Below are 17987 nucleotides of genomic sequence, written 5' to 3'. Positions count from 1 at the left end.
AGTAAATATTTTATCTTTGTTTTAAACCTAATACCATAAATATTATGATTATTCAAGACGTTATAAATCATCTTGAAAATTTTGCACCTCTAAATTATGCCGAAGATTTCGACAATGTTGGGCTTCTTGTTGGTAATAAAAACGAAAAGTTAACTGGTATTCTAGTTACACTAGACACTTTAGAAGCTGTTGTAGATGAAGCTATAGAAAACAACTGTAATTTAATTGTAAGTTTTCATCCTATTATTTTTAAAGGCTTAAAGAAAATTACAGGAAAAACCTATGTAGAACGTGTTGTTTTAAAAGCCATACAACACAATATTGCAATTTATGCCATTCATACCGCATTAGATAATCATCTTGAAGGTGTTAATGCAATGATTTGTAATCAACTTGACTTAATTAATACATCCATTTTAATTCCGCAGAAAAGCACCATAAAAAAACTCACAACTTATGTACCCAAAGCAGAAGCAGAAACATTGCGTAAGGCTTTATTTAATGCAGGTGCTGGACAAATCGGAAATTATTCAGATTGTAGTTTTAATCTTGAAGGTACAGGAACGTTTAACGGAAACGTTAATTCTAATCCTACAATTGGTAAAAAAGGAGAAACTCATTTTGAAGAAGAAACTCAAATTTCTGTAACTTTTGCTAAACATTTAGAATCAAAAATTTTAAAAACATTATTCGTAACACATTCTTATGAAGAAGTTGCTTACGAAATAACAACACTAGAAAACACAAACCAACATATTGGAATTGGAATGATTGGTGAGTTTGAATCTGAAATGAGCGAAACAGAATTTCTAACGTATTTAAAAACTAAAATGAATACTGCTTGTGTTCGCCATAGTACATTATTAGGTAAATCCATAAAAAAAATTGCAGTTTTAGGTGGATCAGGAAGTTTTGCTATTGAAAATGCTAAACGCGCTGGAGTTGATGCATTTATAACAGCCGACTTAAAGTATCACGACTTTTTTTCGGCAGAAAACACATTAATTTTAGCAGATATTGGTCATTTTGAAAGTGAACAGTTTACAAAAAATGGTTTAGTAGCACATCTTACAAAAAAAATCACTAATTTTGCAATCGTTTTATCAAAGACCGATACAAACCCTGTTAAGTATTTTTAAAGTATGGCAAAAAGTAAAGAAGTAACTGTAGAAGAACGTTTAAGAGCTTTATACGATCTACAACTTATCGATTCTCGAATCGATGAAATTAGAAACGTTCGAGGAGAACTACCTTTAGAGGTACGTGATTTAGAAGATGAAGTTGCTGGACTACACACGAGACTTGAGAAATTAGACGCTAGTCTAGAAACTTTAGATGAAGAAATTAAATCTAAAAAGAATTTAATTGAAGAGGCTAAATCTTTAATTAAAAAATATAGTGCGCAACTAAAAAATGTTAGTAATAACAGAGAATATAACTCACTTACTAAGGAAGTAGAATTCCAAGAGTTAGAAATTCAATTAGCTGAAAAGCATATCAATGAATTCAAAGTTCAAATTGAACAAAAGAAAGAAATTATTGGTCAAACTAAAGAACGTTCTAAAGAACGCCAAGCGCATTTAAAACACAAAAAAGGTGAATTAGATGCTATCTTATCTGAAACAGAGAAAGAAGAATTAGCATTGATTAAAAAATCTGATGAGTACAAGACTTTAATTGAAGAGCGTTTAGTAAAAGCTTACACAAGAATTCGTACAAATGTTAAAAACGGATTAGCAGTTGTTGCCATTGAAAGAGGTGCTTCTGGAGGATCTTTTTTTACTATTCCACCACAAATTCAAATGGAGATTGCTTCTCGTAAAAAAATTATTACAGATGAGCATAGTGGTAGAATCTTAGTTGATGAAGCCTTAGCTACAGAACAAAAAGAAAAAATGGAAAAGCTTTTTGCTAAATTCTAAACCCTTTTCTTTATAAATAAACAAAAAACCGTCTAAACTATTTAGACGGTTTTTTTATGACATAAATTAAACGCATAAAAAAAGAGGACATCTACATAGACATCCTCTTTACTTAGCAATTTATGTTATTTATTCTTTTACTTTTTAGCAATTGCAGCTTCAATAATTCTTTGAGCTTCTTTTGCATTTGTAGCTTTTGCATATTCTAAAGCTGTATACCCTTTATTGCATTTAACTCTTAAGTTAGCACCTTCAGCAATTAAAAGCTCAAGAATCTCAACTCTGTTATATTTAGCGGCATACATTGCAGGAGTTAATCCGTTAGATTTTGCATTAACGCTTTCTCCGTTTGCAATTAACTTTTTAACAATTTCTGTATCTCCTTTTGCTATTGATGTACATAATAAATTAACCATTGGTTTGTACACTTCTACAGTTAAAAGATTTGAGTTTGTATTTGAAATAAAATTAGAAGCTTGTACGTTTGTAGTTACAGTTCCTAATGCGATTGTGATGATAAATAGTAAAGTTCTCATAATTACGACATTTTTAATAAAATTGAATATTTTTATATATTTAATAATATATTTCAAATTTAATGAGAATATCACATCTTAATATTCTTTTTAACAAAATATTAACATTTAAAAAAGTGGTTTTATCAACCTTTAATCAAATTTCAATTTTCACTAGTAAAACTGTTTATTTTTAAGTCTTTTGTTAACATAAAATCACTAAAACACCTCTAAAACCCCATTATTATTTTAGGTGTTTTTAGCTATTTTAACACTAATTTTAACATTGTGTCATTAAAACACTAATTCTAAGTTAACAAAGAGTAAAAAAGCATCTAATCAACCTATTAGGGTGTCAATAAACAGAAATAATTCTATAAAAAAAGAGGCTATAATAGTAATAACCTCTTGTTAAAAAGCACGAAATAATTTCGTTTTTATTTTTTGACTAAAAAAACTTCAATAATGTGTTGTGCATCTTTTGCATTTGTTGCTTTAGCATAATCTAAAGCAGTATATCCAAGACTACATTTTGTTTTTAAATTAGCCCCCTTAGCAATTAAATATTTAAGTATATCTACTCTGTTATATTTAGCCGCATACATGGCCGGAGTCAATCCGTTAGATTTTTTATTAACATCTTCACCACTCTCTATTAATTTTTTAACAATTTCCGTGTCACCTTTTGCAATAGACTTACATAATAAATTAACTTCATAAACATTCTCACTAAGCTGCAACGGTTTTAAATGTATATTCGAATTAGCTCCTTGAACTTGGGTTATTGATGCTCCAAATACGATAGCGATAATAAATAATAGATTTTTCATGATTATAATATTTTAATTGAATTAGATATTTTTTGTTTGTTATATAATAAAAAAAGACACCGTTTTAAATATGAGTATTAATAAAATTGATTACGTTTTAATAGATACTCACATTTCTCTAAAAGTCAAAACAACTATTACGCCTACTATGATATGTATAAAACGGTAATTGTTTCGTTTCTGAAATTAAATACAATGGTAATTCAGAATAATGTGTGTTAATGTTTCTCATGATGAAAGATTTTAAGTGAAATAAATTACTTTGTTTGATTGTATTATAAAGACTGTACGAATTCTAAATTGTTACAACTATTTTTTTTTGATAACACTAGACTAACCATTTAAAAACAAAATTGTTAATATTATATTAAAGACATTTCTACTAAAACGATGTAGTGAAAAAATCTTAAAAAAAGCATTAAAAAGCATGATTTTGTAACCTAAATAATTCCCTAAAGACATTTTAAACTTTTATCTTTACGTACTAAATAAAATGTATTATGAATAAAAAAGTCATCTTAATGATACTAGACGGTTGGGGTATGTCTCCAGACCCAAAAGTATCGGCTATAGACAATGCCAACACACCTTTCATTGATTCTTTATATACTAAATATCCTAGTGCTCAATTAAGGACAGATGGTGAAAACGTAGGTTTGCCAGAAGGACAAATGGGAAATAGTGAAGTTGGACACATGAATTTAGGTGCTGGACGAATTGTATACCAAGATTTAGTTAAAATTAATTTAGCGGTTAAAGACAAAACTCTTGGAAAAGAACAAGTCTTAGCAGATGCTTTTAAATATGCTAAAGACAATAATAAGCCAGTACACTTTTTAGGTTTATTAAGTACTGGTGGTGTACACTCACATATTAAACATTTATTCGGATTATTAGATGCAGCAAACGAAGCAAATGTACAAGATGTATTTGTGCATGGTTTTACAGACGGTCGTGATGTAGATCCTAAGTCTGGATTAGGTTTTGTAAATCAATTAGAAAATCACATACAAAATACTCCTGCTAAAATAGCGTCTATAACAGGCCGTTATTATGCAATGGATAGAGATAAACGTTGGGAGCGTGTTAAGATCGCATATGACGGTATGGTAAACGGAGAAGGAGAACATACAACTAATGTAGGAGATTCTATTTCTAAGAATTACAATAACGACGTTACAGACGAGTTTATCAAACCTATAATTAATTGTGATGAGAACGGAAATCCTGTTGGAAAAATTAAAGCTGGAGATGTTGTTATCTTCTTTAATTTTAGAACAGATAGAGGTCGTGAACTTACAGAAGTATTAACACAAAACGATTATCACGAACAAAATATGCATAAGTTAGATTTGTACTATGTTACACTAACTAACTACGACGAAAACTTTAAAAACATAAAAGTTGTCTTCAATAAAGATAATTTAAAAGATACTTTAGGAGAAATACTTGCAAGAAATAATAAAAAACAAATCCGTATTGCTGAAACAGAAAAGTATCCTCACGTTACATTTTTCTTTTCAGGCGGACAAGAAGAACCTTTTGAAGGTGAATCTCGTATTTTGAAAAATTCTCCAAAAGTAGCGACTTACGATTTAAAACCAGAAATGAGTGCCTTCGAATTAAAAGACGCATTGGTTCCTGAATTAAAGAAAGGAGACGTTGATTTTGTGTGTTTAAACTTTGCTAACGGAGATATGGTTGGACATACAGGTGTTATGAATGCTGCTATTAAAGCCTGTGAAGCTGTAGACGAATGTGTTAAAGAAGTGGTTACAACAGCGTTAGAAAACGGTTATACAACTTTATTAATTGCAGATCACGGTAACTGTGAAACTATGATTAATCCTGACGGTTCTCCAAACACAGCACATACAACAAACCCAGTGCCTTTAATTCTTATTGATAATGAATTAAAACAAATTAACGATGGTGTCCTTGGAGATATGGCACCAACAATTTTAAAATTAATTGGAGTGCCTCAACCAGAAGCGATGACAAGGCATTCACTTATAGATTAATACTTACAAAAAACATAACCTTACTGAATGATTTTTCAAGATAAATTAATTATTGCCATAGATTTTGATGGTACTGTTGTAGAAGATGCATATCCAAAAATAGGAAAAGCTAAAACATTTGCTTTCGAAACCCTAAAGCGTCTTCAGAAAGATGGACACCGACTTATATTATGGACTTACAGATGCGGGAAACCTCTAGAAGAGGCTGTTGCATTTTGCAAAGAAAATGGTATTGAATTTTATGCAATAAATAGTAGTTTTCCTGGAGAGGAGTTTGAGGTTACTAAAAGTAGAAAAATCAACGCCGATATTTTTATCGATGATAGAAATATTGGTGGATTTTTAGGTTGGGGAGAGATATATCACTTATTATCAGACCCTAATTTTGATCCAAATAGTATTGAAAAAAAGAGAGGATTTTTCTCCTCTCTTTTTAAAAAATAATTAGCCTCTTACTAATTTAAAATAGTCTCTATCTATAGACTCTCTATGGTCTGGATGTGCAATCTCAACCAATGCTTTTGCGCGTTGTTGTATGTTTTTACCATATAAATTTGCTACGCCATATTCTGTAACTACATAATGAATATGCGCTCGTGTAGTAACAACACCTGCACCAGAATTTAAAGACGCAACAATTCTACTAATACCATTTTTAGTGACAGATGGTAAGGCTATAATGGCTTTACCTCCTTCGCTTAAAGAAGCCCCTCGTATAAAGTCCATTTGTCCTCCAACTCCAGAGTACATATCTGCACCAATAGAATCTGCACAAACTTGGCCTGTAACATCTACTTCAATAGCAGAGTTAATAGCCACCATACGCGGGTTTTGTTTAATAACAGACACATCATTAACGTAATCAGAACTTCTTAGTTCTATATATGGATTATCGTTTACATAATCATACAAACGTTGCGACCCCATTAAAAATGTAGCTAATGCTCGTCCTGGATTTATACTTTTATAATTACCATTAATTACATCTTTCAAGATTAAATCTATAACACCATCAGAAAACATTTCTGTATGTAATCCTAAATCTTTATGATTTCCTAATAATGATAATACCGCATTTGGTATGGTACCAATTCCCATTTGCAGTGTACTTCTATCTTCTATTAAATTGGCAACGTATGCACCTATTTTATTTTCAATTTTAGTAGGCTCAGGAATATCATGTGTAGGCAAGGGTTCATCACATTCTACAAACGAATTAATTTCAGAAATATGAATAATACCATCTCCAAACGTTCTTGGCATTTGTTTATTAACCTGTGCAATCACATAATCTGCATTATCAATTGCAGCCAATGTCGCTTCAACAGAAACCCCTAGAGAACAGTATCCATGAATATCTGGAACAGAAACATGAATAAGTGCTACTTGTAAATCAACAATATTACGCTTAAATAACAGTGGCAATTCACTTAAAAACACAGGAGTATAAGATCCATTTCCTGCTTTAATTGTATGCCTTATATTCTTAGCTATAAAAAAAGAATTTACATGAAAACTATTGCGTAATTCTGGGTTTGCATAAGGCGCTTCTCCTTCGGTATGTAAATGGCAAATTTCAACATTACGTAATTCTTCATGCCTAGCCGTCAAGGCATTTATTAATAACTGAGGCACGGCGGCGGCGGCGTGCAAATAGACTCTGTCGTTAGATTTAATAACTTTAACAGCATCTGCTGCACTCACACAATTATACATACTCCTCTTTTTTTTAAAAATGCAAATTACGACTTTTTTTAAGGTTTAAAAACTGTCTAAAGTCATATTAGTATAAACAATTTAACTAGGTATTTTTAAGTATATTTGCACATATTTTATTGACATGATTATAATAAAAACACGAGAAGAAATAGAATTAATGCGCGAGAGTGCACTAATCGTATCTAAAACATTAGGGGAACTAGCTAAAGCAGTAAAACCTGGTGTAACAACTTTAGAACTTGATAAACTTGCAGAAACCTTTATAAGAGACCATGGTGCTTATCCTGGTTTTTTAGGGATGTATGATTTCCCTAATTCACTCTGCATGAGTCCAAATGAACAAGTTGTTCACGGAATACCAAACAATACTCCATTACAAGAAGGCGATATAATCTCTATTGATTGTGGTGCACTTAAAAATGATTTTTACGGAGACCATGCATATACATTTGCTGTAGGAGAAATTGCTCCAGAAACTCAAAAATTATTAGACGTAACAAGAGCGTCTATTTACGTTGGATTACGCGAATTAAAAGTAGGTAATCGTGTAGGCGACGTTGGTTATGCTATTCAAAATTACTGTGAAGCTCAAGGTTATGGTGTTGTCAGAGAACTTGTAGGACATGGTTTAGGCCGTAAAATGCATGAAGACCCAGAAATGCCTAACTACGGAAGACGCGGACGTGGGAAAAAATTTATTGAAGGTATGGTTGTTGCTATTGAACCTATGATAAATTTAGGAACGCAACGCATTAAACAACATAGAGACGGTTGGACAATTACTACTTTAGATAAAAAACCAAGTGCACACTTTGAACATGATGTTGCTATTGTAGATGGTAAAGCAGAATTACTTTCAACATTTGCTTATGTACACGAAGCTTTAGGCATCACAACTACTGAAGAAGACGAGTTTAGACAAACGCCGTTTGTACTTTAATGAAAAAAGCCTTTAAATTTGTTTTAAATACCATACCTAGGCCATTACTTATCCGTTTAAGTTATGTGGTTCGTCCTATAATGGCTGCAGTTTTAAAAGGCAGTAATTTTACAGATCCTATTGATGGGAAAAGTTTTAAATCGTTTTTACCTTACGGTTACGGTACGCAACGGAATAATGTTTTATCACCTTCTACCCTATCCTTAGAACGCCATAGATTATTATGGCTATATCTTAAAAATGAAACAGATTTTTTTACTGCACCTAAAAAGGTACTTCATTTTGCTCCTGAACAAGCTTTTTACAAACGGTTTAGAGCACTTAAAAATTTAGATTATACCACAACAGATTTACTGTCGCCTTTGGCAGATGTAAAAGCTGATATTTGTAATCTACCTTTTAAAGATAATAGTTTCGATGTTATTTTGTGTAATCATGTATTAGAACACATTCCAGATGACACCAAAGCTATGCAAGAACTTTATCGGGTTCTTAAACCAGGTGGTATGGGTATTTTTCAAATCCCTCAAGATGCATCTCGAGAAGTTACCTTTGAAGACGATTCGATCACCGATAAAAAAGAGCGTGCTAAAATATTTGGACAATACGACCATGTTCGTGTTTATGGTAGAGATTACTTCAATAAACTGCGTAGCATTGGTTTTAATGTAGATGAAGTAGATTATACAGCAAACCTTTCTGCAGATGCAATACAACAATACTGCTTGGCCTCTGGTGAAATTATTCCTGTAGTTTATAAATAACATTTTTAGCTTTACTAAACAAAATATGACACAATCTATTATAATTGCAACAGGTGCCTTGTTTGGTATGTTATCTATAATTTTTGGTGCTTTTGGAGCACATGCTTTAAAGAAAATTTTATCTACAGATCAATTACAAAGTTTTGAAGTTGGAGTAAAATACCAAATGTATCATGCTATTGTATTATTAATTTTAGGATTAAACAATAGCTATTCGTCGACTGCAATATACTGGTGCTTTACACTAGGAATTATACTGTTTTCTTTTAGTATTTATGGTTTGATTTTATCTGATGCTAAAGGAAAAAAAATGAGTTTTTTAGGACCTATTACACCTATTGGAGGTGTGCTTTTAGCATCTGGATGGTTGCTATTATTGGTTAAAGCGTTAATGTCTATGTTCTAGAAACACTTCAGAACATTAATATTTAAACCATTCCTTTTTCAATATAAAACCACTTAAAGAATGGAACTTATGGTATTTCATATAATAATTAAAAGCTGAACCAATACAAATTGGTTCAGCTTTTTATTAAGTAGTAGCTTTTAGATATTATCTTAAGCCTGCCAGATTTTAAAAATATGTTTCTAACTGCTAGAAAGTAGATATTTCTATTGTGGAAAATTATTTAAAGATAAGCTATCAAGCTCTTTTTCTTCATTCTCGAATATAACAAACACTTTTAATTCAGAGTGTTTATCGGCAAAAGCCTTTACTTTATCAATTCCCATAGCCTGAAATGCCGTTGCATAAGCATCTGCAGTCATACAATCTTCGGCAATTACAGAAATACTTAACAAATTAGTTTTACTAGGATATCCTGTTTTGGTGTCGATAATATGAGCGTATCGATTACCATTAGCATCTACCTTAAACTTTCTATAAGTCCCAGATGTTGCCATGGCTTTATCCTTTAATTCAACTGCGCGAAGCAAAGATTGTGTACCATCAAAATGGGGCATTTCTACGCCCACTTTCCAAGGACTCTGTTTTTCTTTATTTGTACCTCTGGTTCTAATCTCTCCTCCTATTTCTACAAGGTAATCTGTAATATTTTTTGATTCTAAAAATCGTCCAATAACATCTACACTATAACCTTTAGCAATGGCATTAAAGTCGATATATGTATTCGGATTTTCTTTAATGATTTTATTATGACTTCGAGTCACTTTATCTAAACCTACACTAATCATTAATGAATCTATTTTAAGACTATCTAAACCTATAATTCTTTTTTCCGGTCCAAAACTCCAAGCATTCACTAAAACACCAATTGTAGGATCGAAAGCGCCTTCTGTTGCCTTATAAAGCAATTTTGAAGCATCAAAAACATACGCGAAGTGATTATCTATATCATTTGATTTATTTTTATTCAGAAGAGAGATATCTGAATCTGGAATATAAGTAGACATAGAATGATTTATAACATCAAATAAACTATCAAATTGATTTTGATAATTAATGCCGTCTTCAGAAAAATACTGAACAGAATAAGACGTTCCAAAAACAGGACCCGCTAATTTAACATGCTCATTAGAATTGTTACACGAAAAAAGAACAACAAAAAATAATATAAAAAAAAGGGCTTGTCTCATTTAATTTAAATGGGTTTCTATAACTTGAATACCGTTATACTGGATTAAATATTCTTCATTAAGATAAATAGGAAGTTCTTCTCCGTTAGGGTTACTTAATCCAACTCCTGCATAAAGTACTTTTGCATCTTTATTTTTGGCATGATCTTTAAACGTTTCCATCCAGACCACATCGTAATTATCAGGATGGTCTGGCAGTAATACGGCCCTCACTAAAACAAAAAAATATTGTCCTGTTTTATCAATACAAACAAATTGTGGATGGCGTTTTAATTTACTATTAACTGCTATAAATTCGAAGCCTCGTTTTTCTAAATCTTTTCCAACATGATTCATAGCCAAATTATGCAATTCTTGTGTAGTAAGTGCTTTACTCATATTAGGATAAGTCTAAATTGTTTAGTTAAAATAAAATTTACCTAGGCAAAGATAAAGGCTAGATTACATATTTCCGAATATAAGTTAAGAATAAAGAGTTTTTTACATTTTAACGTTAAAATTAAAAAATACTATTCTTTAAAATATAAACCATATATATTAGCAAAATGATTAATAAAAATGAATCCTCCCTATTCAATTTTATTCAAGAACATGCTGCTATAGGCACATGGGAATATGATATAAAATTAGCAACACTCCAATGGAGTTCTGAGACAAAAAAAATACACGATGTATCTCCTGACTATAAACCAGACGTTGATTCTGGATTATCTTTTTATAAAGCAGGGCAAGATAGAGACACAATAACTCAATTATTTACTGATTGCATTAATAAACACGCAAATTTTGATACTGAACTTCAAATTGTTACAGCTACAGGTCATGATAAATGGGTAAGATCTATAGGCATGCCTATAATAGAAAACAATAAATGTATAAAAGTGCAAGGTTTATTTCAAGATATAGATGAAAAAACAAAAATCACTAAAACTTTAGCCTTAAAAGAACAACACCTTAGAAAAACATTTGAAAGTGCCTTGGTTGGCATGGCAATTATAGATTTAAAAGGTAACTGGATAGATATTAACCAAAGTCTATGTAATACTTTTGGATACACAAAAGAAGAATTTAAAAAATATAGTTTAAAAGAGCTTACGCATCCCGAAGATATAAAGATTGGATACAAATCTATGATAGACATGATAAATGGAAATCTTGAAGATTTTGAAGCTGAAAAAAGATATATTGGAAAAAATGGTCAAACAATTTCTGCAATTATATATACATCTATCATTAGAGATGACGATGGTAAACCATTACATATTGTAGCTCAAATTAATGATCGTACACAAATAAAGAAAAGTAACTCTGAGGTTGTTCAACTTCTGGAAACAACAGAATACCAAAACAAACGATTATTAAATTTTGCACAAATAGTTTCTCATAACCTTAGATCTCATTACAGCAATCTAGATATGTTGCTAGATATATTAAAAATAGACAGACCAGAATCTACAAAAAATGAAATCTTCCCTTTAATAAAAGAAGCGGTAACTCATTTGGGTGAAACTTTAGAGAATTTAAATGAAGTCGCTACAATAAATTTAAAAAAAGATTTAAAGACTGAATCGTTAAACTTATTAGACCATTTTAATAAAGCATTGTCTAGCATTAGTGCATTAATTATAGAATCTAAAACAACCCTTATTGTAGATATAGATAAAACATTATCTGTTAAAGCAATCCCTGCGTATTTAGATAGTATTTTATTAAACTTTTTAACTAATGCGATTAGATATAAAAAACAAAATGAACCTGCTAAAATTGAAATAAAAACAGAAACTGAAGATAATTTTGTTATTTTAATTATTAAAGATTACGGACAAGGTATAGATTTAAAGAAACATAGTAAGAAATTATTTGGAATGTATAAAACATTTCACAAACATGAAGAATCTCGTGGATTAGGCCTATTTATAACAAAAAATCAAGTCGAAGCTATTGGTGGCAAAATTAAAGTTGAAAGCACCGTAAATGAATACACAACCTTCTATACATACTTAAAAAAGCATGAATAAAGTAAACATAGCTTGTATCATTGATGATGATCCCATTTTTATTTTTGGAGCAAAAAGAATGATGGAAATTTCTAATTTTTGTAATTCATTCATGATTTTTAAAAATGGCCATGAAGCAATCACAAAATTAAAGACTAAAATTTTAGAAGGTCTAGATATACCGGAAATTATACTATTGGATATAAATATGCCAATAATGGATGGTTGGGAATTTCTAGAAGAATTTAGTAAAATAGAATTTCATAAAAAAATCACGATTTATATTGTAAGTTCATCTATTGATCCAGTAGATATACGACGTGCAAAACGTTATGAAAATGTATCTAATTATTTAATAAAACCAATTTCTGTAAATGCTTTAAAAAATATTCTAAAAGAAATCTAATCATAATAATATATCATAAAAAAGCCAACTCTAATCAGTTGGCTTTTTTATTTCCATTCATTTTTTGTAATTTAATATTATTAATTAACGATAATGGAAACAACAACACGATTTAACTTGGCTATTAACAAATTATACCACGCATTTCATGCAGACACATTACATCCTGAATGTTCAAAACAATGTGCTGTTGGTAATATATTAGACCATAAAGATGCATGGAAACACCTAACGGATAATCACGGTTCTACTCAATTAAATTATTTAGGACAAGTGCATCAAACTTTAGGGAGACGTTTTAATGGTTATACGCCATTAGAACTGTTGCAAATTGAAGCCACATTTCTAAAAGCTTGTGGTTATACGATTCCGCTTCATCATACAAACAAAAAACCAATAAATTCTAGCGATAAATATATATTATTTAAAGGTCTTAGTGCTGTTGTTAGTTATTTATGTAAACTAGATGATAGTCCAGATATTATGGATTGTTCTAAATTGTTTAAATATGAGATAACAAAAACAGAATATTTAAAAGCATAAAAAAAGCCAACTCAATTGAGTTGGCTTTTTTATATAATATACTTTAGATTAACCTCCAAAGTCATCAAATCTTATGTTCTCGTCTGCAAGACCAAAATCTTCTCCCATTTTCTGAACAGCTTTATTCATTAATGGTGGTCCACAGAAGTATAATTCAATATCTTCAGGAGTATCGTGTTTACTTAAATAATTGTCTATAACAACATTGTGTACAAAACCTACGAAACCGTCTCCAGGAGAATCTATATCTTCTTTAACTTTCCAATTATCTTCTGGCATTGGTTCAGATAATGCTAAATAGAATTTGAAGTTAGGAAATTCTCTTTCTAATTCGTAGAAGTGCTCTAGGTAAAACAATTCACGTTTAGAACGACCACCATACCAATATGTTACTTTTCTACCTGTTTTTAAGGTTTTAAATAAGTGATATAAGTGAGAACGCATTGGCGCCATACCTGCTCCACCACCTACATATAACATTTCAGCTTCAGATTCATTAATAAAGAATTCACCGTAAGGTCCAGAAATAGTAACTTTGTCACCTTTCTTTCTTGAGAAAATATAAGACGAAGCAATCCCTGGATTAACATCCATCCAACCATTTTTAGCACGGTCAAAAGGAGGAGTTGCAATACGCACATTCAACATAATTTCTCTTCCTTCTGCAGGATAAGAAGCCATTGAGTACGCACGTTCTACAGTTTCAGTATTTTTCATTGTTAAAGGCCAAAGTTTAAATTTGTCCCATTCCGCTTGAAATTTATCTGGAGTTTCGTGTTCTTCTGGATGCGCTGTAATATCAATATCTGAAAATTTCACTTCACATTCTGGAATTTCAATTTGAATATATCCACCAGCTTTATAGTTCATTAATTCAGGAATCTCAACTACAAATTCCTTAATAAATGATGCCACATTAAAGTTACGAACTACAGTTGCTTCCCATTTTTTAATACCAAAAACTTCTTCAGGAATTGTAATTTCCATGTCTTGTTTAACTTTTACTTGACAAGCTAAACGTGCACCATCTTTTAACTCTTTTCTTGTAAAGTGAGGTGTTTCTGTTGGAAGAGCTTCACCTCCACCAGATAATACATGGCACTCACACTGAATACATGTACCACCACCACCACAAGCAGATGGCAAGAATATTTTTGAGTTTCCAAGAGTAGATAATAAACTTGCTCCAGAACCTACTTCTATTTCTTTTTCACCATTAATTTTAATCTTTACAGGACCTGATGGTGATAATTTTTGTTTCACAAACAATAATAAACTCACTAAAACTAAAGTAATAACTAAAAAAGCTACTACCGTCGCGATTATTGTTCCTGTTGTTGTTGCTGCTAAAATCGTCATGATATCTTAGTTGATTTCTTTTGTATTATTCGCTAACTCTTTTACGTTATCTGCCTCAGGAGTTTCAACTTTTACAGTTTTTTCTTCTTTAGCTCCTTCTTCATCACCTCCAGTTAACATTCCACCGAAACTCATAAATCCGATAGCCATTAAACCTGTGATAATAAATGTAATTCCTAATCCGCGTAATGCAGGTGGTACATTAGAATATCTAATTTTTTCACGAATAGCTGCAATAGCTAAAATCGCTAAAAACCATCCAATTCCAGATCCAACACCGTAAACAGTTGCTAGACCTAAAGTAGGAATCTCACGAGATTGCATAAACAAAGACCCTCCTAAGATGGCACAGTTTACAGCAATAAGTGGTAAGAAAATACCAAGTGAATTATATAATGAAGGTGAAAACTTCTCTACAATTATTTCTACCAATTGTACCATTGTTGCAATAGTTGCAATAAATAAGATAAATGATAAAAAACTTAAATCGTAATCTGCATACTCTGCACCTAACCATTTTAATGCTCCAGGCTGAAGTATATACTGGTCTAACAACCAGTTTAAAGGGACTGTAATTAACATTACAAATACAACTGCTGCACCAAGTCCAACTGCTGTAGATACTTTTTTAGAAACAGCAAGGTAAGAACACATTCCTAAGAATGTAGCGAATACCATGTTATCTATAAATATTGACTTAAAAAATAATTCTATATATTCCATATTCTTTTAGATTTCAGTTACGTTTAAAATAAACGTTATACTGATTAATGATCTTCTATTAATGCTTCGTTTCTACTACGTTGAACCCAAATTATAATCCCTACAACAATTAAAGCCATTGGAGACAACAACATAAACCCGTTGTTTTCATAACCTAAAGCGTATAATCCTGTTTTTTCGATTGGATCTCCTAAAACTTTAAATCCTAATAATGTACCAGAACCTAATAACTCTCTAAAAAAACCAACAATTACAAGAATTAAACCGTAACCAGCAGCATTACCAATACCATCTAAAAACGATTTCCATGGTCCGTTTGCTAAAGCGAAAGCTTCAAAACGTCCCATAATTATACAATTGGTAATAATTAACCCTACGAATACAGAAAGTGTTTTACTTAACTCGTAAGAGAATGCTTTTAATACTTGATCGACTATAATTACTAAAGCAGCTACAACTACTAACTGCACAATAATTCTAATTTTTGAAGGAATAATGTTTCTCATTAAAGAGATTACAACATTTCCTATTGCTAGCACAGCCATTACCGACAGAGCCATTACTATTGAAGCTTTTAATTGCGCTGTAATAGCCAAAGCAGAACATATACCTAATACCTGAATGGTAATTGGGTTATTATCCAATAATGGATCAGTGATTAATTTTGTGTCTTTTTTTGATAAAAGTGCCATAAATTAATTATTTTTTAAGTTATCGAAATAAGGTTTGTAAAGTTTTAAATCACTTTTAATCATTGCAGTTACCCCATTTCCTGTAATAGTAGCACCGGCAATTGCATCAACCTCATTATCTGTTTTATCTTCATTTTTTGGATCTGCATTTCCTTTAGCAACAGTAATTCCTTTAAAATTACCCGAAGCATCTAATAAATGTTCACCAATAAAATCATCCATAAAGAAACGTTCTTTAATATTTGCTCCTAAACCAGGAGTTTCACCTTTATGATCGAAATAAGCACCTTGAACTATCATATTTTCGTCCATTGAAACATATCCCCAAATGGCATCCCATAATCCTTTTCCATAGATTGGAATTACGTATAGTGTTTTACCATCTTTTTCACCAATAAATAATGGTAAACGTCTTTTAGAAGGATCTGAAACAGCTGCTGCTTTTTCCTTTTTAATATCCATTAAATACGCTTCACTATCTTCTTTAGTTACTCCATTCTCAATAACTAATTGCTTAGTGATGTATTTCTCAAATAATTCAGGAGCATCTGTTGTCGAAACAAAAACGGCACTTCCTTCTGTATTATCATTAACCCCCATAGCATACAAAATATTTTGCTGCTTTTCTATACGCTGATTCTCTGCAATTCTAGGTTTTAATGAAGATGCTGTAAAGGCTAATAAAGCACCTACAACAAAAACCATTACTATAGCAAATATAATAGTATATGAATTTTTATCTGTTCTATTTTCCATTGTTAAGCCGTTTTTACTTTTAAACGTTTCATTCTTTTCTTCACATTACCTTTAATGATGTAATGATCAATAGTTGGTGCAAACACATTCATTAATAGAATTGCAAGCATTACACCTTCTGGATATGCAGGGTTGAAAACACGTATCATAATAGATAAGAATCCAATTAAGAACCCATAAATCCATTTCCCTTTATTTGTTTGAGATGCCGTTACTGGATCTGTTGCCATAAACACAACACCAAAAGCAAAACCTCCAATTATTAAATGATGCCAGAATTCTGTACTCATTAAGGTATAGAATTTACTTGTTTCAGTAATCCATCCTGAAGAGACAACACCGTTAAAAATTAATCCCATTGTTAAAGCTCCTACTACAGCAGACAGCATGATTCTCCAACTTCCAATCTTAGTGAAAATTAAAAATAAAGCTCCTAAAATAATTAAGAATGTGGATGTTTCCCCAACCGACCCTGGAATAAATCCAAAGAACATATCTGAAATCGAATAATCTATATGATGCCCTTGAGCGAGACTTCCTAATATGGTTTCACCTGAAATAGCATCAATATTTGCTCCTGCAGCGATTTCTTTTGTACGTTCTACAGCGCCGTGAATCCAAACTTTATCACCAGACATCCAAGTTGGATAGGCGAAGAATAAGAATGCACGAATTGTTAATGCAGGGTTTAAGATATTCATCCCTGTTCCACCAAAAACTTCTTTACCAATAACAACTCCAAAAGTAACTGCTACTGCTAGCATCCATAAAGGAATATCAATTGGTACAATTAAAGGTACTAACATACCTGTTACTAAATAACCTTCTTCTACTTCGTGATTTTTAATAGTAGCGAAAATAAACTCGATACCTAAACCAACACCATAAGACACGACTACTAATGGTAAAATTTTAATTAAACCAATGTAAAATGCATCCCAAGATAAAAAATCTACTGGAGTACCTAATGCAGAGAAATGTTGATATCCTGCATTAAACATTCCGAAAATTAAACATGGAATCATAGCCATGATTACCGTATTCATTGTACGTTTTAAATCGTCGGCTGCTTTTATATGAGTACCATTATGTGTGGTATCATTTGGCAAGTATAAAAACGTATGCAATGCATTAAACGCTGGTGCCATCTTGGTACCCTTATACTTTTCTTTTAAATTATGTAAATTACTTTTTAAACCCATGA

The 17987-nt window shown here is 31.3% G+C and carries 20 protein-coding genes; 10 read left to right on the top strand and 10 right to left on the bottom strand.

The features are described from left to right. The first annotated feature begins 44 nt into the window (after nt 1–44). On the top strand, nt 45–1139 hold the full coding sequence (locus Q1B05_RS05145) for a Nif3-like dinuclear metal center hexameric protein (RefSeq protein WP_299778285.1): 1095 nt from the start codon (nt 45–47) through the stop codon (nt 1137–1139). 3 nt (nt 1140–1142) lie between these two features. Further along, entirely contained in the window at nt 1143–1922 is a 780-nt protein-coding gene (locus Q1B05_RS05140) for a C4-type zinc ribbon domain-containing protein (protein ID WP_299778283.1), read from the top strand. Between the two features lie 137 nt (nt 1923–2059). Here Q1B05_RS05140 and Q1B05_RS05135 read toward each other — a convergent pair whose 3' ends face one another. Beyond that, the gene (locus Q1B05_RS05135) at nt 2060–2458 is read right to left on the bottom strand and encodes an ankyrin repeat domain-containing protein (RefSeq protein ID WP_299778281.1); all 399 of its coding nucleotides are present in this window, start codon (nt 2456–2458) and stop codon (nt 2060–2062) included. A 416-nt stretch (nt 2459–2874) separates the two neighbouring features. After that, nucleotides 2875–3267, bottom strand: coding sequence for an ankyrin repeat domain-containing protein (locus Q1B05_RS05130; protein ID WP_299778279.1), 393 nt, complete (start codon nt 3265–3267; stop codon nt 2875–2877). Between the two features lie 500 nt (nt 3268–3767). Here Q1B05_RS05130 and gpmI point away from each other — a divergent pair, with 500 nt between their 5' ends. Then, entirely contained in the window at nt 3768–5288 is a 1521-nt protein-coding gene (gene gpmI / locus Q1B05_RS05125; protein ID WP_299778277.1) for a 2,3-bisphosphoglycerate-independent phosphoglycerate mutase, read from the top strand. 27 nt (nt 5289–5315) lie between these two features. Beyond that, nucleotides 5316–5732, top strand: coding sequence for a BT0820 family HAD-type phosphatase (locus Q1B05_RS05120; protein ID WP_299778275.1), 417 nt, complete (start codon nt 5316–5318; stop codon nt 5730–5732). On the opposite strand, the gene Q1B05_RS05115 is transcribed toward Q1B05_RS05120, so the two are convergent. Next, complete coding sequence (locus Q1B05_RS05115) at nt 5733–7004, bottom strand: acetyl-CoA hydrolase/transferase C-terminal domain-containing protein (protein ID WP_299778273.1); 1272 nt, start codon at nt 7002–7004, stop codon at nt 5733–5735. A gap of 124 nt (nt 7005–7128) precedes the next feature. On the opposite strand from Q1B05_RS05115, the gene map reads away from it, so the two are divergent. The 3 genes from map to Q1B05_RS05100 are packed head-to-tail and all read left to right on the top strand — an operon-like array spanning nt 7129 to nt 9117. Beyond that, nucleotides 7129–7947, top strand: a complete 819-nt coding sequence (gene map / locus Q1B05_RS05110) for a type I methionyl aminopeptidase (RefSeq protein ID WP_299778271.1) — start codon at nt 7129–7131, stop codon at nt 7945–7947. Then, a complete protein-coding gene (locus Q1B05_RS05105; protein WP_299778269.1) occupies nt 7947–8711 on the top strand; it encodes a class I SAM-dependent methyltransferase in 765 nt (254 codons plus the stop codon). The genes map and Q1B05_RS05105 overlap by 1 nt, the downstream gene beginning before the upstream one ends. Nucleotides 8712–8736: 25 nt before the next feature. Then, on the top strand, nt 8737–9117 hold the full coding sequence (locus tag Q1B05_RS05100) for a DUF423 domain-containing protein (protein WP_299778267.1): 381 nt from the start codon (nt 8737–8739) through the stop codon (nt 9115–9117). 206 nt (nt 9118–9323) lie between these two features. Here Q1B05_RS05100 and Q1B05_RS05095 read toward each other — a convergent pair whose 3' ends face one another. Together Q1B05_RS05095 and Q1B05_RS05090 are read right to left on the bottom strand one after the other, a co-directional pair. After that, nucleotides 9324–10307 (bottom strand): FAD:protein FMN transferase, encoded by a 984-nt coding sequence (locus tag Q1B05_RS05095; protein WP_299778265.1) that lies wholly within the window; start codon nt 10305–10307, stop codon nt 9324–9326. Then, the gene (locus Q1B05_RS05090) at nt 10308–10685 is read right to left on the bottom strand and encodes a Na(+)-translocating NADH-quinone reductase subunit F (protein WP_299778263.1); all 378 of its coding nucleotides are present in this window, start codon (nt 10683–10685) and stop codon (nt 10308–10310) included. Between the two features lie 167 nt (nt 10686–10852). On the opposite strand from Q1B05_RS05090, the gene Q1B05_RS05085 reads away from it, so the two are divergent. The 3 genes from Q1B05_RS05085 (at nt 10853) to Q1B05_RS05075 (ending at nt 13253) form a co-directional block, all read left to right on the top strand. After that, the gene (locus Q1B05_RS05085; RefSeq protein ID WP_299778261.1) at nt 10853–12325 is read left to right on the top strand and encodes a PAS domain S-box protein; all 1473 of its coding nucleotides are present in this window, start codon (nt 10853–10855) and stop codon (nt 12323–12325) included. Next, on the top strand, nt 12318–12710 hold the full coding sequence (locus tag Q1B05_RS05080; protein WP_299778259.1) for a response regulator: 393 nt from the start codon (nt 12318–12320) through the stop codon (nt 12708–12710). Before Q1B05_RS05085 ends, Q1B05_RS05080 begins: the two co-directional genes overlap by 8 nt. 93 nt (nt 12711–12803) lie before the next feature. After that, nucleotides 12804–13253 carry a Na(+)-translocating NADH-quinone reductase subunit F gene (locus Q1B05_RS05075; RefSeq protein ID WP_299778257.1) on the top strand — a complete coding sequence of 150 codons (450 nt, stop codon included), beginning with the start codon at nt 12804–12806 and terminating at the stop codon, nt 13251–13253. Between the two features lie 48 nt (nt 13254–13301). On the opposite strand, the gene nqrF is transcribed toward Q1B05_RS05075, so the two are convergent. From nqrF to Q1B05_RS05050, 5 genes are read right to left on the bottom strand one after another with little or no spacing between them, the layout of a single operon-like run. Further along, on the bottom strand, nt 13302–14612 hold the full coding sequence (nqrF, locus tag Q1B05_RS05070) for an NADH:ubiquinone reductase (Na(+)-transporting) subunit F (protein ID WP_299778255.1): 1311 nt from the start codon (nt 14610–14612) through the stop codon (nt 13302–13304). 6 nt (nt 14613–14618) lie between these two features. Next, the gene (gene nqrE, locus Q1B05_RS05065; protein WP_299778253.1) at nt 14619–15335 is read right to left on the bottom strand and encodes an NADH:ubiquinone reductase (Na(+)-transporting) subunit E; all 717 of its coding nucleotides are present in this window, start codon (nt 15333–15335) and stop codon (nt 14619–14621) included. 44 nt (nt 15336–15379) lie between these two features. Continuing rightward, nucleotides 15380–16027, bottom strand: a complete 648-nt coding sequence (locus Q1B05_RS05060) for an NADH:ubiquinone reductase (Na(+)-transporting) subunit D (protein ID WP_299778251.1) — start codon at nt 16025–16027, stop codon at nt 15380–15382. A gap of 3 nt (nt 16028–16030) precedes the next feature. After that, a complete protein-coding gene (locus Q1B05_RS05055; RefSeq protein ID WP_299778249.1) occupies nt 16031–16783 on the bottom strand; it encodes a Na(+)-translocating NADH-quinone reductase subunit C in 753 nt (250 codons plus the stop codon). A 2-nt stretch (nt 16784–16785) separates the two neighbouring features. Continuing rightward, nucleotides 16786–17985 (bottom strand): NADH:ubiquinone reductase (Na(+)-transporting) subunit B, encoded by a 1200-nt coding sequence (locus Q1B05_RS05050; RefSeq protein WP_299778246.1) that lies wholly within the window; start codon nt 17983–17985, stop codon nt 16786–16788. Nucleotides 17986–17987: the final 2 nt, after the last annotated feature.

Origin of the sequence: uncultured Formosa sp. (assembly GCF_947500765.1) — a bacterium.
In the GTDB taxonomy this organism is placed as follows: Bacteria; Bacteroidota; Bacteroidia; order Flavobacteriales; family Flavobacteriaceae; genus Formosa.
This window is presented reverse-complemented; position numbering and strand designations above follow the sequence as displayed.

Coding starts and splice junctions, on each gene's coding strand:
- Q1B05_RS05145 (WP_299778285.1), top strand. CDS start 45: ATGATTATTCAAGACGTTATAAATCATCTTGAAAATTTTGCACCTCTA.
- Q1B05_RS05140 (WP_299778283.1), top strand. CDS start 1,143: ATGGCAAAAAGTAAAGAAGTAACTGTAGAAGAACGTTTAAGAGCTTTA.
- Q1B05_RS05135 (WP_299778281.1), bottom strand. CDS start 2,458: ATGAGAACTTTACTATTTATCATCACAATCGCATTAGGAACTGTAACT.
- Q1B05_RS05130 (WP_299778279.1), bottom strand. CDS start 3,267: ATGAAAAATCTATTATTTATTATCGCTATCGTATTTGGAGCATCAATA.
- gpmI (WP_299778277.1), top strand. CDS start 3,768: ATGAATAAAAAAGTCATCTTAATGATACTAGACGGTTGGGGTATGTCT.
- Q1B05_RS05120 (WP_299778275.1), top strand. CDS start 5,316: ATGATTTTTCAAGATAAATTAATTATTGCCATAGATTTTGATGGTACT.
- Q1B05_RS05115 (WP_299778273.1), bottom strand. CDS start 7,004: ATGTATAATTGTGTGAGTGCAGCAGATGCTGTTAAAGTTATTAAATCT.
- map (WP_299778271.1), top strand. CDS start 7,129: ATGATTATAATAAAAACACGAGAAGAAATAGAATTAATGCGCGAGAGT.
- Q1B05_RS05105 (WP_299778269.1), top strand. CDS start 7,947: ATGAAAAAAGCCTTTAAATTTGTTTTAAATACCATACCTAGGCCATTA.
- Q1B05_RS05100 (WP_299778267.1), top strand. CDS start 8,737: ATGACACAATCTATTATAATTGCAACAGGTGCCTTGTTTGGTATGTTA.
- Q1B05_RS05095 (WP_299778265.1), bottom strand. CDS start 10,307: ATGAGACAAGCCCTTTTTTTTATATTATTTTTTGTTGTTCTTTTTTCG.
- Q1B05_RS05090 (WP_299778263.1), bottom strand. CDS start 10,685: ATGAGTAAAGCACTTACTACACAAGAATTGCATAATTTGGCTATGAAT.
- Q1B05_RS05085 (WP_299778261.1), top strand. CDS start 10,853: ATGATTAATAAAAATGAATCCTCCCTATTCAATTTTATTCAAGAACAT.
- Q1B05_RS05080 (WP_299778259.1), top strand. CDS start 12,318: ATGAATAAAGTAAACATAGCTTGTATCATTGATGATGATCCCATTTTT.
- Q1B05_RS05075 (WP_299778257.1), top strand. CDS start 12,804: ATGGAAACAACAACACGATTTAACTTGGCTATTAACAAATTATACCAC.
- nqrF (WP_299778255.1), bottom strand. CDS start 14,612: ATGACGATTTTAGCAGCAACAACAACAGGAACAATAATCGCGACGGTA.
- nqrE (WP_299778253.1), bottom strand. CDS start 15,335: ATGGAATATATAGAATTATTTTTTAAGTCAATATTTATAGATAACATG.
- Q1B05_RS05060 (WP_299778251.1), bottom strand. CDS start 16,027: ATGGCACTTTTATCAAAAAAAGACACAAAATTAATCACTGATCCATTA.
- Q1B05_RS05055 (WP_299778249.1), bottom strand. CDS start 16,783: ATGGAAAATAGAACAGATAAAAATTCATATACTATTATATTTGCTATA.
- Q1B05_RS05050 (WP_299778246.1), bottom strand. CDS start 17,985: ATGGGTTTAAAAAGTAATTTACATAATTTAAAAGAAAAGTATAAGGGT.